The organism is Pseudomonas sp. RtIB026 (assembly GCF_016861355.2).
Classification (GTDB): domain Bacteria; phylum Pseudomonadota; class Gammaproteobacteria; order Pseudomonadales; family Pseudomonadaceae; genus Aquipseudomonas; species Aquipseudomonas peradeniyensis.
Window position 1 is genome coordinate 2,911,667 of record NZ_AP023348.2, and the last position, 13,380, is coordinate 2,925,046.

Here is a 13,380-nt window from a genome sequence, read left to right on the forward strand (position 1 = left end):
TGTGGGAGCGGGTTTACCCGCGAAGAGGCCGGTGCAGAAAACACACCGGCTAGTTTCAAGCGCCGATCAGTATTCCCAGAAGATCCGCTGCAGCTCCTTGCTGTCCTGGGTCTTGGTCATCGCGACCATGGCCAGGATCCGCGCCTTCTGCGGGTTCAGGTCGTGGGCCACGACCCAGTCGTTCTTGTCGTCAGGCTGTTCGGCGTTGCGCAGCACGAAGCCGCCCTGGTTGACGTGGGACGAACGGATGATCTGCACGCCTTCCTTGCGCAGTTCCTGCAGCGCCGGTACTACGCGCGACGACACCGAACCGTTGCCGGTGCCGGCGTGGATGATCGCCTTGGCGCCACCCTGGGCCAGCGCCTTGTAGGCGGTGTCGGTCACGTTGCCGTAGCCGTAGGCGATGTCCACGGCCGGCAGCTTGCTGATGGTCTTGATGTCGAACTCGGAGTTGACCGTGTGGCGCTTGGCTGGCAGGCGGAAGAAGTACGACTTGCCTTCCACGACCATGCCCAGCGGGCCCCACTGGCTCTTGAAGGCTTCGGTCTTGATGTTGACTGCCTTGCTCACGTCGCGACCGGACTGGATCTCGTCGTTCATGGTCACCAGCACGCCCTTGCCGCGGGCGTCCTTGCTGCTGGCCACGGCCACGGCGTTGTACAGGTTGAGCATGCCGTCGGCGGACATCGCGGTGCCCGGACGCATCGAGCCGACCACGATGATCGGCTTGTCGGTCTTCTCTACCAGGTTGAGGAAGTAGGCGGTCTCTTCCAGGGTGTCGGTGCCGTGGGTGATGACGATGCCATCGACGTCCTTGCTGTCGGCCAGTTCGGCGACGCGCTTGCCCAGCTTGAGCAGGTCGTCGTTGCCGATGCTTTCCGAGGCGACCTGCATCACCTGCTCGCCGCGCACGTTGGCCAGGTCCTTCAGCTCTGGCACGCCGGCGATCAGCTTGTCGATGCCTACCTTGGCCGCCTGGTAGGTGGCGCTGTTGGCCGCGCTGGCGCCAGCGCCGGCGATGGTGCCGCCGGTGGCGAGGATCACCACGTTGGCGAGTTTCTGTTGTTGCGCGGCTTCCTTGGCGGAAACGGTGGTCGGCAGTACCAGCAGCAGCGCCAGGGCGCTCGGTGCGAAGGTCTTGATAGCGGTTTTCATCATTTCTGCTTCTCTCTTCCTGGAGGAGATGTGCGTTATGTCGCACTGGGGTAAAGGCAGATATCGTACCAGCAACTACCGTTCGTCGTATTTCATCTTGAAACCCCTGTTTTGACTGGGGGTACTCGACGCGACCAGAGGGTCAGAGACGGTGCGCGTGTTCGGATCACCGAATTTTTGCAGGAAAGGTGTTCGGTTTTTCGGATGAATTGCGGATAATCCGACGCGCGTAGCTGTGGCTGCCTACGCAATGGATTTGACAAAACCGACGCCTGTTTCCATAGTTGCTTACCGCAAACGTTTGCGATCCGATAAAAACCACAAGATTCGGAGTCATTTCCATGAAACTGCCGTTCCCCGGCCGTCCGCTGGCCCTCGCCGTTTTCTCCTCGCTGGTCTTCTCCCTGTCCACTGCCCACGCCGAGGAAGCGCCCAAGGTCGCCCTGGTGATGAAGTCCCTTGCCAATGAGTTCTTCCGCACCATGGAAGACGGCGCCAAGGCCTACCAGAAAGACCACCCCAACGATTTCACCCTGGTGGCCAACGGCATCAAGGACGAGACCGACACCGGCAACCAGATCCGCATCGTCGAGCAGATGATCGCCACCGGCGCCAAGGCCCTGGTCATCGCCCCGGCCGACTCCAAGGCGCTGGTGCCGGTGATCAAGAAGGCCATGGACGCCGGCATCACCGTGATCAACATCGACAACCGCCTCGACCCCGCCGTGCTCAAGAGCAAGAACATCAGCGTGCCGTTCGTGGGCCCGGACAACCGCAAGGGCGCGCGTGAGGTCGGTGACTACCTGGCCAAGAAGCTCAAGGCCGGTGACCAGGTCGGCATCATCGAAGGCGTGCCGACCACCACCAACGCACAGCAGCGCACCGCCGGTTTCAAGGACGCCATGCAAGCCGCGCAGATGAAGATCGTCTCGGTGCAATCGGGCAACTGGGAGATCGACAAGGGCAACGCCGTGGCCGCCTCGATGCTCAACGAATACCCCGACCTGAAGGCGCTGCTGGCCGGCAACGACAGCATGGCCCTGGGCGCCGTCTCGGCCGTGCGCGCCGCCGGCAAGACCGGCCAGGTGCAGGTGGTCGGCTACGACAACATCAACGCCATCAAGCCGATGCTCAAGGATGGCCGCGTGCTCGCGACCCTCGACCAGGCGGCCAGCCAGCAGGCGGTGTTCGGCATCCAGGCGGCGCTGAAGATGCTCAAGGGCGAGCAGCCGGGCGTGGATGCCGACAATGTCATCCAGACGCCGGTCGAGCTGATTACCCAGTGATGTTGCGATCCCTGTAGGAGCGGGCTTGCCCCGCGATCACCGGCGTAGCCGGTGCCATGCACCGCGTCGACTGCTTCGCGGGGCAAGCCCGCTCCTACAGGGGTGTTGTGCCAACCTAGGAGAGAATGGCCATGTCAGTACCGGCCAATGAAACCGTGCTAGCCGTCAGCGGCCTGGGCAAGACCTACGCCCAGCCCGTGCTCGGCGACGTCACCCTCGAGCTGCGCGGCGGCGAGGTGCTGGCCCTGACCGGCGAGAACGGCGCGGGCAAGTCGACCCTGTCCAAGCTGATCAGCGGCCTGGAGATCCCCACCACCGGGCAGATGGTCTATCGCGGCCAGCCCTACAGCCCCGGCAACCGCGCCGAGGCCGAGCGCCTCGGCGTGCGCATGGTGATGCAGGAGCTCAACCTGCTGCCTACCCTGACCGTGGCCGAGAACCTGTTCCTCGACAACCTGCCCAGCCGCCTCGGCTGGGTCAACCAGAAGCGCCTGCGCCAGCTGGCCAGCGCGGCCATGGCCCAGGTCGGCCTGGACGCCATCGACCCGGACACCCCCGTGGGTGAGCTCGGCATCGGCCACCAGCAGATGGTCGAAATCGCCCGCAACCTGATCGGCGACTGCCATGTGCTGATCTTCGACGAGCCCACGGCCATGCTCACCGCTCGCGAGGTGGAGCTGCTGTTCACCCAGATCGAGCGCCTGCGCCAGCGCGGCGTGGCCATCGTCTATATTTCCCATCGTCTCGAAGAACTGCAGCGCGTGGCCCAGCGCATCGCCGTGCTGCGCGACGGCAAGCTGGTGTGCGCCGAGCCGATCCAGCGCTACAACAGCGAGCAACTGGTCAACCTGATGGTCGGCCGCGAGCTGGGCGAGCATATCGACCTCGGCCAGCGCAGCATCGGCGCGCCGCTGCTCAGGGTCGACAAGCTCAGCCGCGGCGACAAGGTGCGCGAGGTGTCGTTCGAGGTCAGGGCAGGGGAGATCTTCGGTATCTCCGGCCTGATCGGCGCCGGGCGCACCGAGCTGCTGCGCCTGATCTACGGCGCCGACCGCGCCGACAGCGGCCAGGTCGCCCTCGGCCAGCCGCCGCGGCCGCTGAACATCGATTCGCCCAAGGCCGCGGTCAAGGCCGGCATCGCCCTGATCACCGAGGACCGCAAGGGCGAAGGCCTGCTGTTGAGCCAGTCGATCAGCGCCAACATTGCCCTGGGCAACCTCGGCGCCGTGTCCCGCGCCGGCGTGCTCGACCGCGACGCCGAGCGCGAACTGGCCGAGCGCCAGATCGGCGCCATGCGCATCCGCAGTGCCAGCCCCGCCCAGGCCGTGGGCGAGTTGTCCGGCGGCAACCAGCAGAAGGTGGTGATCGGCCGCTGGCTGGAGCGCGACTGCCAGGTGCTGCTGTTCGACGAGCCCACCCGCGGCATCGACGTCGGCGCCAAGTTCGACATCTATGGCCTGCTCGCCGAGCAGGCGCGTCAGGGCAAGGCCATCGTCGTGGTGTCCAGCGACCTGCGCGAGCTGATGCTGATCTGCGACCGCATCGCCGTGCTCAGCGCCGGACGCCTGATCGACACCTTCGACCGCGATCATTGGACCCAGGACCAACTGCTTGCCGCCGCCTTCGCCGGCTACCAGAAACGTGATGCCCTGCTGCACGACGCAGCCCCCAGGATGGACGCATGAAAACCACAACAAACATTTCGGGCAGCGCGCCCGTGCGCCGCAGCGGCACCTATTTTGGCCTGGGTACCTACCTGGGCCTGGCCGGCGCCTTGCTGGCGATGATCGTGCTGTTCTCGATGCTGAGCAGCCACTTCCTGTCCTACGCCACCTTCAGCACCCTGGCCAACCAGATCCCCGACCTGATGGTGCTGGCGGTGGGCATGACCTTCATCCTGATCATCGGCGGTATCGACCTGTCGGTGGGCTCGGTGCTGGCCCTGGCCGCCTCGACGGTCAGTGTGGCGATCCTTGGCTGGGGCTGGAGCGTGCTGCCCGCCGCGCTGCTGGGCATGGCCGTGGCGGCGCTGGCCGGCACCGTCACCGGCAGCATCACCGTGGCCTGGCGCATCCCCTCGTTCATCGTCTCGCTGGGCGTGCTGGAGATGGCCCGTGGCCTGGCCTACCAGTTCACCGACTCGCGCACCGCCTATATCGGCGACGCCTTCGCCTGGTTCTCCAACCCCGTCGCCTTCGGCATTTCGCCGGCGTTCATCATCGCCTTGCTGGTGATCGTCGCCGCCCAGCTGGTGCTGACCCGCACCGTGTTCGGCCGCTACCTGATCGGCATCGGCACCAACGAAGAGGCCGTGCGCCTGGCCGGCATCGACCCGCGCCCTTACAAGATCCTGGTGTTCGCCCTGATGGGCGTGCTCGCCGGCCTCGCCGCGCTGTTCCAGATCTCCCGTCTGGAAGCCGCCGACCCCAACGCCGGCTCCGGCCTCGAGCTGCAGGTGATCGCCGCTGTGGTGATCGGCGGCACCAGCCTGATGGGCGGGCGCGGCTCGGTCATCAGCACCTTCTTCGGCGTGCTGATCATCTCGGTGCTGGCCGCAGGCCTGGCCCAGATCGGCGCTTCGGAGCCGACCAAACGCATCATCACCGGGGCGGTGATCGTCATCGCCGTGGTACTCGACACTTACCGCAGCCGGCGCGCGAACCGGCGGAACTGAAACCATGGCAACCATCAAAGACGTCGCGGCACTGGCGGGTATTTCCTACACCACCGTGTCCCATGTACTGAACAAGACTCGCCCGGTCAGCGAGCACGTGCGGGTGAAGGTCGAGGCGGCGATCGCCGAGCTCGACTACGTGCCCAGCGCCGTGGCGCGCTCGCTCAAGGCGCGCAGCACCGCCACCATCGGCCTGTTGGTGCCCAACAGCGTCAACCCGTACTTCGCCGAGTTGGCCCGGGGTATCGAGGATGCCTGCGAGCGCAACGGCTACTGCGTGATCCTGTGCAACTCCGACGACAACCCGCAGAAGCAGCGCAGCTACCTGCGCGTACTGCTGGAAAAACGCATCGACGGGCTGATCGTCGCCTCGGTGGGCGAGGACCAGGACCTGCTCGACAGCCTCGGCGGCGTGCGCACGCCGATGGTCATCGTCGACCGCGCCCTGGACGGCGTCGAGGCCGACCTGGTGCGCATCGACCACGAGCAGGGCGCCTACCTGGCCACCCGCCACCTGCTGGAGCTGGGCCATCGCGAGATCGCCACCATCGGCGGCCCGGTGGACACCGGTGTCAGCCAACTGCGCCTGGCCGGTTTCCGCCGGGCGATGGCCGAGGCCGATGTGCGCATCGCCCCAGGCCATGTGCTGCACAGCGACTTCACCAGCCCCGGCGGGCATGCCGCCGCGGCGCGCCTGCTCGATGGCGAGCGGCCCACGGCGATCTTCGCCGGCAACGACATGATCGGCTTCGGCGTGTTGCGCGCCGCCGCCGAACGCAATATCGACGTGCCCGGCGAGCTGTCGGTGATCGGCTTCGACGACATCGAGCTGAGCCGCTACGTGTACCCGTCGCTGACCACCGTCGGCCAGTCGATCCGCGAGCTGGGCGAGAGCGCCGCCGGCCTGCTGCTGTCGCGCATCGTCACGCCGCGGCGCGACGGCGCCGCCGAGCAGCGCATCGTCGCCCCGCGCATCGTCTTGCGTGAATCCACCGGGCCGCGCCCGGACCTGTTCAACGATTACCGTTAAGGAATACCCATGAATGCCAAGGTGGTTGTGGTCGGCAGCCTGAACATGGACCTGGTGGCCCGCGCCCAGCGCCTGCCCCGGGGCGGCGAGACCCTGGCCGGCGAAAGTTTCTTCACCGTGCCTGGCGGCAAGGGTGCCAACCAGGCCGTGGCCGCGGCGCGTCTGGGGGCCAGCGTGGCGATGGTCGGTAACGTCGGTGACGATGCCTATGGCCAGCAGCTGCGTCGAGCCCTGGAAGTGGAGGGCATCGACTGCCAGGGCGTTGGTGTGTGCAGTGGCGTCTCCAGTGGCGTGGCGCTGATCGTGGTGGATGCCGCCAGCCAGAACGCCATTGTCATCATCCCGGGCGGCAATGGCCTGCTCGGGCCTGAGTCGGTGCGCCGGTTCGACAGCCTGCTGCAGCAGGCCGAGGTGATCATCTGCCAGTTGGAGGTGCCGACGGCCACCGTGGCCTGGACCCTGGCCCGTGGCCGCGAGCTGGGCAAGAAGGTGATCCTCAACCCGGCGCCGGCCAGCGGGCCGCTGCCGGTGGAATGGTTTGCCCACATCGATTACCTGATCCCCAACGAGAGCGAGGCCGAGGCCCTGGCTGGCCTGCCGGTCAACGATCTGGACAGCGCGCGCCGGGCTGGCCGGCGCCTGCGCAGGATGGGCGCGGGCAAGGTGATCGTCACCCTCGGTGCCCAGGGCGCGCTGCTGGTCGATGATGGCGAGGGCCGCCACTTTCCGGCGCCGGAGGTCGAAGCGGTGGACACCACGGCGGCCGGCGACACCTTTGTCGGCGGGTTCGCCGCGGGCCTGGCCCGGGGGCTGCCGGAAGAGCAGGCGATCATCGTCGGCCAACGCGCGGCTGCGTTGTCCGTCACCCGCGCCGGTGCCCAGCCGTCGATTCCGTATCTGCGGGAGCTGACGCCATGAAGAAGACGCCACTGTTGAACATCGCCCTGTCGCGCACCATCGCCGGGCTGGGCCACGGTGACATCCTGGTGATCGGTGACGCTGGTTTGCCGGTGCCGCCGGGCGTGGAACTGATCGACCTGGCGCTGACCCCGGGCATCCCGGATTTCGCCAGTGTGCTGCGCGTGGTGCTGAGCGAGATGCAGGTCGAGCGGCATGTGCTGGCCGAAGAGGTGTTCCAGGCTTTGCCGCCGGGGTTGGCCGAGGTCGAGCAGCTGCATGCCGGCGGCGAGCTGGGCCAGCGCCAGGTGCTCAGCCATGCCGATTTCAAGACCCTGTGTCGCCAGGCTCGAGCCGTGGTGCGTACGGGGGAGTGCAAGCCCTATAGCAATATTGCCCTGGTGGCTGGCGTTACTTTCTAGACCGAATGCGAGGGCTTTGCCCTCGATCGCGGCGCAAGGCCGCTCCTACAGAGGGGCAACCCGATTCGTGTAGGAGCGGCCTTGTGCCGCGAAAGGGCCGCAAAGCGGCCCCTGTTGAATCCATCCCCTAGCAACAAGGAGTGCTGAATGTCCCTCAAATCCCTGCTCCAAGGAGCCGTCCTCATGTCCGCGCTAGCCGCCACCGCCGTCATGGCCGCGCCCCGCGACCTGATCATCGACACTGACCCCGGCGCCGACGACGTGGTGGCCCTGCTGCTGGCCATGGCCTCGCCCGAGGAGCTGAAGATTCGCGCCATCACCACCGTGGCCGGCAACGTGCGCCTGGAAAAGACCTCGCGCAACGCCCGCCTGGCCCGTGAATGGGCCGGCCGCGAAGAGATCCCGGTGTACGCCGGGGCAGGGCGGCCGATGGTACGCACGCCGATCTACGCCGCCAACGTCCACGGCGAGGAAGGCCTGACCGGCGTCAAGGTCCACGAACCGAAAAAGCCCCTGGCCAACGGCAACGCCGTGCAGTACCTGATCGACACCCTGGGCAGCGCCGAACCCCACAGCATCACCATCGCCATGCTCGGCCCGCAGACCAACCTGGCCCTGGCGCTGATCCAGAAGCCCGAGATCGTCAACGGCATCAAGGAAGTGGTGGTGATGGGCGGTGCCCACTTCAACGGCGGCAACATCACTCCGGCTGCCGAATTCAACCTGTTCGCCGACCCCCACGCCGCCGAGGTGGTGCTGGCCAGCGGCGTCAAGCTGACCTACCTGCCGCTGGACGTCACCCACAAGGTGCTCACCAGCGACGCCCGCCTCAAGCAGCTGGCGGCAGTGAACAACCACGCCAGCAAGCTGGTGGTGGATATCCTCAACGCCTACATCAAGTTCGACATGGACAACTACGGCATGCCCGGCGGCCCGGTGCATGACGCCAGCGTCATTGCCTACCTGCTCAAGCCTGATCTGTTCGAAGGCCGGCAGGTGCACATGGTGGTCGACAGCCGCGAAGGCCCGACCTTCGGCCAGACCGTCGCCGACTGGTACGGTGTGCTCAAGCAACCCGCCAACGTGACGTGGATCAAGGAGGGCAACGCCCAGGGCTTCTTCGACCTGCTCAGCGCCCGCCTGGCTCGATTGAAATAGCCTCATGCGGCGCGTGGCGCCCGAGCACCTGCTCGATGAAGCTGCGCGCCGCGTCACCGCCGCGGTCGCGCACCAGCAGGTCGACGGCGATCAGCATCAGTTCTTCAGGCGTGCTCGGGCTGTAGGCGCTCTGGCCCTCGTCCCACTTGACCTTGATATCGGCGTCGATGCTGTGGCTGCTCATGGGGCGGTTCTCGCTGGGGCCTGGGTGATAGGTCGAATACCGCGTCCTGGCGTTCGAAGGGGAGGCGTTGCGCGCTCCGCTTACTTGCAGTAAATCATGCCTTTGCGTGACGGGACCTGCGACTTAAGCATAAGGGGCGCGGTTGGCCGAACCGGCGGTTCGGTGCAAAATCCGGTCACGATTGCCTTTCGCGTCAAGTGGCCGAGTCAGGCAGAATCGTACGGTTGTGCAACAAATGCCTGGAGGAATTGTCGCATCAGGCAGTTCCCGGATTTATTTAGGAGGATTCATGTTCCGTACCCGCGCTTCCCTGGCGACCTTGCTGGTGGCTTCCGTTCTGGCAGGTTGCAGCACTGGTGGCTCCACGGGCGGCAGCAGTGCCCAGGCCACCCCGGCCGGCAATGACGGCCGCTGCGAAGCCAGTGGCGCCGACTTCACCATCGGCAAGCTGGCCTCGCCAGAGCTGCTGGAGCAGGCGCGCAAGGCCAGTGGCTCGCAGATGGCGCGCATCCTCAAGCCCCACGACATGATCACCCTGGAATACCGTTCCGAGCGGCTGAACCTGAATGTCGACGACAAGGGTGTGGTTACCCGGGTCAACTGCGGTTGATCCCCCGGCGCTGCCGCCCCCTGTAGGAGCGGCCTTGCGCCGCGAAAGGGCCGCAAAGCGGCCCCAGGTTCTTCGCCACAACACAGATCGCCGGGGCCGCGTTGCGGCCCTTTCGCGGCACGAGGCCGCTCCTACAAAGGTGCTGCGTGATTCTGGCAGCCAATAAAAAACCCGCCACAAGTGGCGGGTTTTTTTGCAGCTATCCGAAAATTACTCCGGACGAACCTGCGCGGCCTGCATGCCCTTCTGGCCTTTTTCGGCTACGAAGGAAACAGTTTGGCCTTCTTTCAGGCTTTTGAAACCGTCGGTTTCGATGGCCTTGAAGTGTACGAACAGGTCGTCGCCGCCGCCTTGAGGAGTGATGAAGCCGAAGCCTTTCTCATCGTTGAACCACTTGACGGTGCCGGTTTGGCGATTGGACATGGGGTGAATCTCCAGAAACATGATTTTTTATCGGGGTGCAATGTCGCCGTAGCTTCAGTAGCACCGACGACACTATAGTCCATTTCTGCGTATCTAGCGCCTTTTACCTTCGCAGGATGTTGATCCAGCGCAAAAGATGCGTGCAATGGCCAGTCAACCCTGCCTATTTTGCGGTGCAGGTGGCCCGTACTGCCTGCTGGGCCTTCTGCATCAGATTGGCGTCAACGCCATCCTCCGCGGTGGTGAGGTCATTGATTTCCTTGTCGGTGAATTTCTCCTTGATCACTTTGGCGCCACATTCGCAGTGCTTCTTCGCCGTCGCCGCGTCCACGCCCTGGCCGCTCGCCACCTGTTGGCATTGAGCCATGTAGGGCGCCTCCTTGCCGGCGGGGAAATTGCCTGCGTTGGCGGCCAGCGGCAGCAGCAGGGCGCTTGCGGCGCAGGCAGCCAGAAGGGACTGAAGTCGCATAACCGAACACTCCTTGGGTAAAGGTCTCATCAAGAGTAGGTTGCTTCAGAAGGTCTGATAGGAAATTTTCTGCACAAGTTCACCCCGGCGGCGTAATTTCCAAATATTTCTGCGACCGGGTGCAACCCGCGTGCTAGCATGCTCGGCTTGCGGCTCGCCACTGGCGGCCTGCAACTTTTACCTTCCAGTCACTCTGGTTCGTCCCTGGCAGGCCGAAAGGTCTCTGCCACTGTGAGGCAGGCTTTCCCGCGGGAAAGGCAGGGCGGATCTTGTACTGGCTCATCCCAACCCACGTGACCTTTGGTAGGGGTCACCACTAGGAGAGGAGGCGCCATGCCCATTATTACTCTTCCCGATGGCAGTCAACGCACGTTCGACCAGCCGGTATCCGTAGCCGAAGTCGCCGCCTCGATTGGTGCGGGCCTGGCCAAGGCCACCCTGGCCGGCAAGGTCGACGGCAAGCTCGTCGATGCCTGCGACAAGATCGACCACGACGCCACCCTGCAGATCATCACCCCTAAAGATGAAGAGGGACTGGAGATCATCCGTCACTCGTGCGCCCACCTGATCGGCCACGCGGTGAAGCAGCTGTACCCGACCGCCCGCATGGTGATCGGCCCAGTGATCGACGAAGGCTTCTATTACGACATCGCCTACGAGCGTCCCTTCACCCCGGACGACCTCGCCGCCATCGAAAAGCGCATGCAGCAGCTGATCGACACGGACTACGACGTCGTCAAGAAGATGACCCCGCGCGCCGAAGTCATCGACGTGTTCACCCAGCGTGGCGAAGACTACAAGCTGCGCCTGGTCGAGGACATGCCGGATGAACAGGCCATGGGCCTGTACTACCACGAAGAATACGTCGACATGTGCCGTGGCCCGCACGTGCCGAACACGCGTTTCCTCAAAGCGTTCAAGCTGACCAAGCTGAGCGGCGCCTACTGGCGCGGCGACGCCAAGAACGAGCAGCTGCAGCGTGTGTACGGCACCGCCTGGGCCGACAAGAAGCAGCTGGCCGCCTACATCCAGCGCATCGAAGAAGCCGAAAAACGCGACCACCGCAAGATCGGCAAGCAGCTCGACCTGTTCCACCTGCAGGAAGAAGCCCCGGGCATGGTGTTCTGGCACGCCAACGGCTGGACCGTGTACCAGGTGCTCGAGCAGTACATGCGCCAGGTTCAGCGTGAAAACGGCTACCAGGAAATCAAGACCCCGCAGGTCGTCGACCGCATCCTCTGGGAGCGTTCCGGCCACTGGTCCAACTACGCCGAGAACATGTTCACCACTTCGTCGGAAAACCGCGACTACGCGGTAAAACCGATGAACTGCCCGTGCCACGTGCAGGTGTTCAACCAGGGCCTCAAATCCTACCGCGACCTGCCGCTGCGCCTGGCCGAGTTCGGTGCCTGCCACCGTAACGAGCCGTCCGGCGCCCTGCACGGCATCATGCGCGTGCGTGGCTTTGTGCAGGACGACGCGCACATCTTCTGCACCGAAGACCAGGTGAAGAAAGAAGCCGCCGACTTCATCAAGCTGACCCTGGACGTATACAAGGACTTCGGCTTCACCGACGTCGCCATGAAGCTCTCGACCCGCCCAGCCAAGCGCGTGGGCTCCGAAGAGCTGTGGGACCGCGCCGAGGGTGCGCTGGCCGACGCCCTGAACGAGTCGGGCCTGGAGTGGGAATACCAGCCGGGCGAGGGCGCGTTCTACGGTCCGAAGATCGAGTTCACCCTGCGCGACTGCCTCGGCCGTAACTGGCAGTGCGGCACCCTGCAGTACGACCCGAACCTGCCTGAGCGCCTGGACGCCAGCTACATCGCCGAAGACAACAGCCGCGTGCGCCCGGTGATGCTGCACCGCGCCATCCTCGGTTCGTTCGAGCGCTTCATCGGCATGCTGATCGAGCACTACGCCGGCGTGTTCCCGGCCTGGCTCGCGCCGACCCAGGCGGTGATCATGAACATCACCGACAAGCAGGCCGATTTCGCCCTCGAGGTGGAAAAAGACCTGAACGGTAGCGGATTCCGTGCCAAGTCGGACTTGAGAAATGAGAAGATCGGCTTTAAAATCCGCGAGCATACGTTGCTGCGGGTCCCTTATCTTTTGGTTATAGGGGATCGCGAAGTCGAAACGCAAACCGTCGCTGTGCGCACCCGCGAAGGCGCAGACCTGGGCTCGATGCCCGTCGCGCAGTTCGCTGAGCTGCTGTCGCAAGCGGTTTCCCGGCGTGGTCGCCAAGAATCGGAGTAATGACTATTAAGCGTGAAATGAGAAACGATAAACGAACTGCACCGAAAGCCCCGATCAACGAGAATATCTCGGCACGCGAGGTTCGGTTAATTGGTGCTGACGGCGAGCAGATTGGCATCGTCTCGATTGATGAAGCGCTGCGTATCGCTGATGAAGCGAAGCTGGATCTGGTGGAAATCTCTGCAGACGCGGTACCGCCCGTCTGCAAGGTGATGGACTACGGCAAGCACCTCTTCGAGAAGAAGAAGCAGGCCAACGAAGCCAAGAAGAACCAGAAGCAGATCCAGATCAAAGAAATCAAGTTTCGTCCAGGGACGGAAGAAGGGGATTACCAGGTAAAACTACGCAACCTGGTACGTTTCCTTAGCGATGGGGACAAGGCCAAGATCTCTCTGAGATTCCGCGGCCGTGAGATGGCCCACCAGGAGCTGGGCATGGAGCTGTTGAAGCGGGTCGAAGCTGACCTCGTGGAATACGGCACCGTTGAGCAGCATCCGAAGATGGAAGGACGCCAGCTTATGATGGTCATCGCCCCCAAAAAGAAGAAGTAATCTCCCGGGCACGGCAGGCCTGATGATTATTGTGTAATTTTTATTCGAATGCGGAGTTCCAACATGCCAAAAATGAAAACCAAGAGCGGTGCTGCGAAGCGCTTCCTGAAGACGGCTTCCGGCTTCAAGCACAAGCACGCTTTCAAGAGCCACATCCTGACCAAAATGTCGACCAAGCGTAAGCGTCAACTGCGCGGTGCCAGCCTGCTGCACCCGTCTGACGTGGCAAAAGTCGAGCGCATGCTGCGCGTTCGTTAATTCTGGT

The 13,380-nt window shown here is 64.2% G+C and carries 15 protein-coding genes; 11 read left to right on the forward strand and 4 right to left on the reverse strand.

Annotated elements, in window-relative coordinates:
* Positions 1 to 66 precede the first annotated feature (66 nt).
* Positions 67 to 1,155 carry an asparaginase gene (locus PRtIB026_RS13155; protein ID WP_050705237.1) on the reverse strand — a complete coding sequence of 363 codons (1,089 nt, stop codon included), beginning with the start codon at positions 1,153 to 1,155 and terminating at the stop codon, positions 67 to 69.
* A 341-nt stretch (positions 1,156 to 1,496) separates the two neighbouring features.
* Between PRtIB026_RS13155 and PRtIB026_RS13160 the strand changes: the two genes are divergently transcribed.
* From PRtIB026_RS13160 to PRtIB026_RS13190, 7 genes are all read left to right on the forward strand, one after another.
* Positions 1,497 to 2,441 carry a sugar ABC transporter substrate-binding protein gene (locus PRtIB026_RS13160; protein WP_203647253.1) on the forward strand — a complete coding sequence of 315 codons (945 nt, stop codon included), beginning with the start codon at positions 1,497 to 1,499 and terminating at the stop codon, positions 2,439 to 2,441.
* A gap of 131 nt (positions 2,442 to 2,572) precedes the next feature.
* The gene (locus PRtIB026_RS13165; RefSeq protein ID WP_203647252.1) at positions 2,573 to 4,126 is read left to right on the forward strand and encodes a sugar ABC transporter ATP-binding protein; all 1,554 of its coding nucleotides are present in this window, start codon (positions 2,573 to 2,575) and stop codon (positions 4,124 to 4,126) included.
* A complete protein-coding gene (locus tag PRtIB026_RS13170) occupies positions 4,123 to 5,115 on the forward strand; it encodes an ABC transporter permease (protein WP_203647251.1) in 993 nt (330 codons plus the stop codon). Before PRtIB026_RS13165 ends, PRtIB026_RS13170 begins: the two co-directional genes overlap by 4 nt.
* 4 nt (positions 5,116 to 5,119) lie before the next feature.
* Positions 5,120 to 6,145 (forward strand): LacI family DNA-binding transcriptional regulator, encoded by a 1,026-nt coding sequence (locus tag PRtIB026_RS13175; RefSeq protein ID WP_203647250.1) that lies wholly within the window; start codon positions 5,120 to 5,122, stop codon positions 6,143 to 6,145.
* Between the two features lie 9 nt (positions 6,146 to 6,154).
* The gene (gene rbsK / locus PRtIB026_RS13180) at positions 6,155 to 7,063 is read left to right on the forward strand and encodes a ribokinase (RefSeq protein ID WP_203647249.1); all 909 of its coding nucleotides are present in this window, start codon (positions 6,155 to 6,157) and stop codon (positions 7,061 to 7,063) included.
* Positions 7,060 to 7,464, forward strand: a complete 405-nt coding sequence (gene rbsD, locus PRtIB026_RS13185; protein ID WP_110738967.1) for a D-ribose pyranase — start codon at positions 7,060 to 7,062, stop codon at positions 7,462 to 7,464. The genes rbsK and rbsD overlap by 4 nt, the downstream gene beginning before the upstream one ends.
* A gap of 147 nt (positions 7,465 to 7,611) precedes the next feature.
* On the forward strand, positions 7,612 to 8,622 hold the full coding sequence (locus PRtIB026_RS13190; protein ID WP_203647248.1) for a nucleoside hydrolase: 1,011 nt from the start codon (positions 7,612 to 7,614) through the stop codon (positions 8,620 to 8,622).
* Here the strand turns inward: PRtIB026_RS13190 and PRtIB026_RS13195 are convergent.
* Positions 8,594 to 8,806: a hypothetical protein gene (locus tag PRtIB026_RS13195; RefSeq protein ID WP_203647247.1), complete on the reverse strand. Its 213-nt coding sequence runs from the start codon at positions 8,804 to 8,806 to the stop codon at positions 8,594 to 8,596. The two genes, PRtIB026_RS13190 and PRtIB026_RS13195, sit on opposite strands and share 29 nt — an antisense overlap.
* 289 nt (positions 8,807 to 9,095) lie before the next feature.
* On the opposite strand from PRtIB026_RS13195, the gene PRtIB026_RS13200 reads away from it, so the two are divergent.
* The gene (locus PRtIB026_RS13200) at positions 9,096 to 9,416 is read left to right on the forward strand and encodes an I78 family peptidase inhibitor (protein ID WP_203647246.1); all 321 of its coding nucleotides are present in this window, start codon (positions 9,096 to 9,098) and stop codon (positions 9,414 to 9,416) included.
* A 210-nt stretch (positions 9,417 to 9,626) separates the two neighbouring features.
* Here PRtIB026_RS13200 and PRtIB026_RS13205 read toward each other — a convergent pair whose 3' ends face one another.
* Both PRtIB026_RS13205 and PRtIB026_RS13210 read right to left on the reverse strand, forming a co-directional pair.
* A complete protein-coding gene (locus PRtIB026_RS13205; RefSeq protein WP_007956027.1) occupies positions 9,627 to 9,839 on the reverse strand; it encodes a cold-shock protein in 213 nt (70 codons plus the stop codon).
* A gap of 163 nt (positions 9,840 to 10,002) precedes the next feature.
* Positions 10,003 to 10,308 carry a hypothetical protein gene (locus tag PRtIB026_RS13210; protein ID WP_110738971.1) on the reverse strand — a complete coding sequence of 102 codons (306 nt, stop codon included), beginning with the start codon at positions 10,306 to 10,308 and terminating at the stop codon, positions 10,003 to 10,005.
* A 333-nt stretch (positions 10,309 to 10,641) separates the two neighbouring features.
* On the opposite strand from PRtIB026_RS13210, the gene thrS reads away from it, so the two are divergent.
* From thrS to rpmI, 3 genes are all read left to right on the forward strand, one after another.
* Entirely contained in the window at positions 10,642 to 12,564 is a 1,923-nt protein-coding gene (thrS, locus tag PRtIB026_RS13215) for a threonine--tRNA ligase (RefSeq protein ID WP_203647245.1), read from the forward strand.
* Positions 12,564 to 13,115, forward strand: a complete 552-nt coding sequence (gene infC, locus PRtIB026_RS13220; RefSeq protein ID WP_172670897.1) for a translation initiation factor IF-3 — start codon at positions 12,564 to 12,566, stop codon at positions 13,113 to 13,115. The genes thrS and infC overlap by 1 nt, the downstream gene beginning before the upstream one ends.
* A 63-nt stretch (positions 13,116 to 13,178) precedes the next feature.
* Entirely contained in the window at positions 13,179 to 13,373 is a 195-nt protein-coding gene (rpmI, locus tag PRtIB026_RS13225) for a 50S ribosomal protein L35 (protein ID WP_003250667.1), read from the forward strand.
* Positions 13,374 to 13,380 lie beyond the last annotated feature (7 nt).

Bases quoted from the DNA above. Each gene is read 5' to 3' on its own strand.
- PRtIB026_RS13155 (WP_050705237.1), bottom strand. From the start codon at position 1,155: ATGAAAACCGCTATCAAGACCTTCGCACCGAGCGCCCTGGCGCTGCTG.
- PRtIB026_RS13160 (WP_203647253.1), top strand. From the start codon at position 1,497: ATGAAACTGCCGTTCCCCGGCCGTCCGCTGGCCCTCGCCGTTTTCTCC.
- PRtIB026_RS13165 (WP_203647252.1), top strand. From the start codon at position 2,573: ATGTCAGTACCGGCCAATGAAACCGTGCTAGCCGTCAGCGGCCTGGGC.
- PRtIB026_RS13170 (WP_203647251.1), top strand. From the start codon at position 4,123: ATGAAAACCACAACAAACATTTCGGGCAGCGCGCCCGTGCGCCGCAGC.
- PRtIB026_RS13175 (WP_203647250.1), top strand. From the start codon at position 5,120: ATGGCAACCATCAAAGACGTCGCGGCACTGGCGGGTATTTCCTACACC.
- rbsK (WP_203647249.1), top strand. From the start codon at position 6,155: ATGAATGCCAAGGTGGTTGTGGTCGGCAGCCTGAACATGGACCTGGTG.
- rbsD (WP_110738967.1), top strand. From the start codon at position 7,060: ATGAAGAAGACGCCACTGTTGAACATCGCCCTGTCGCGCACCATCGCC.
- PRtIB026_RS13190 (WP_203647248.1), top strand. From the start codon at position 7,612: ATGTCCCTCAAATCCCTGCTCCAAGGAGCCGTCCTCATGTCCGCGCTA.
- PRtIB026_RS13195 (WP_203647247.1), bottom strand. From the start codon at position 8,806: ATGAGCAGCCACAGCATCGACGCCGATATCAAGGTCAAGTGGGACGAG.
- PRtIB026_RS13200 (WP_203647246.1), top strand. From the start codon at position 9,096: ATGTTCCGTACCCGCGCTTCCCTGGCGACCTTGCTGGTGGCTTCCGTT.
- PRtIB026_RS13205 (WP_007956027.1), bottom strand. From the start codon at position 9,839: ATGTCCAATCGCCAAACCGGCACCGTCAAGTGGTTCAACGATGAGAAA.
- PRtIB026_RS13210 (WP_110738971.1), bottom strand. From the start codon at position 10,308: ATGCGACTTCAGTCCCTTCTGGCTGCCTGCGCCGCAAGCGCCCTGCTG.
- thrS (WP_203647245.1), top strand. From the start codon at position 10,642: ATGCCCATTATTACTCTTCCCGATGGCAGTCAACGCACGTTCGACCAG.
- infC (WP_172670897.1), top strand. From the start codon at position 12,564: ATGACTATTAAGCGTGAAATGAGAAACGATAAACGAACTGCACCGAAA.
- rpmI (WP_003250667.1), top strand. From the start codon at position 13,179: ATGCCAAAAATGAAAACCAAGAGCGGTGCTGCGAAGCGCTTCCTGAAG.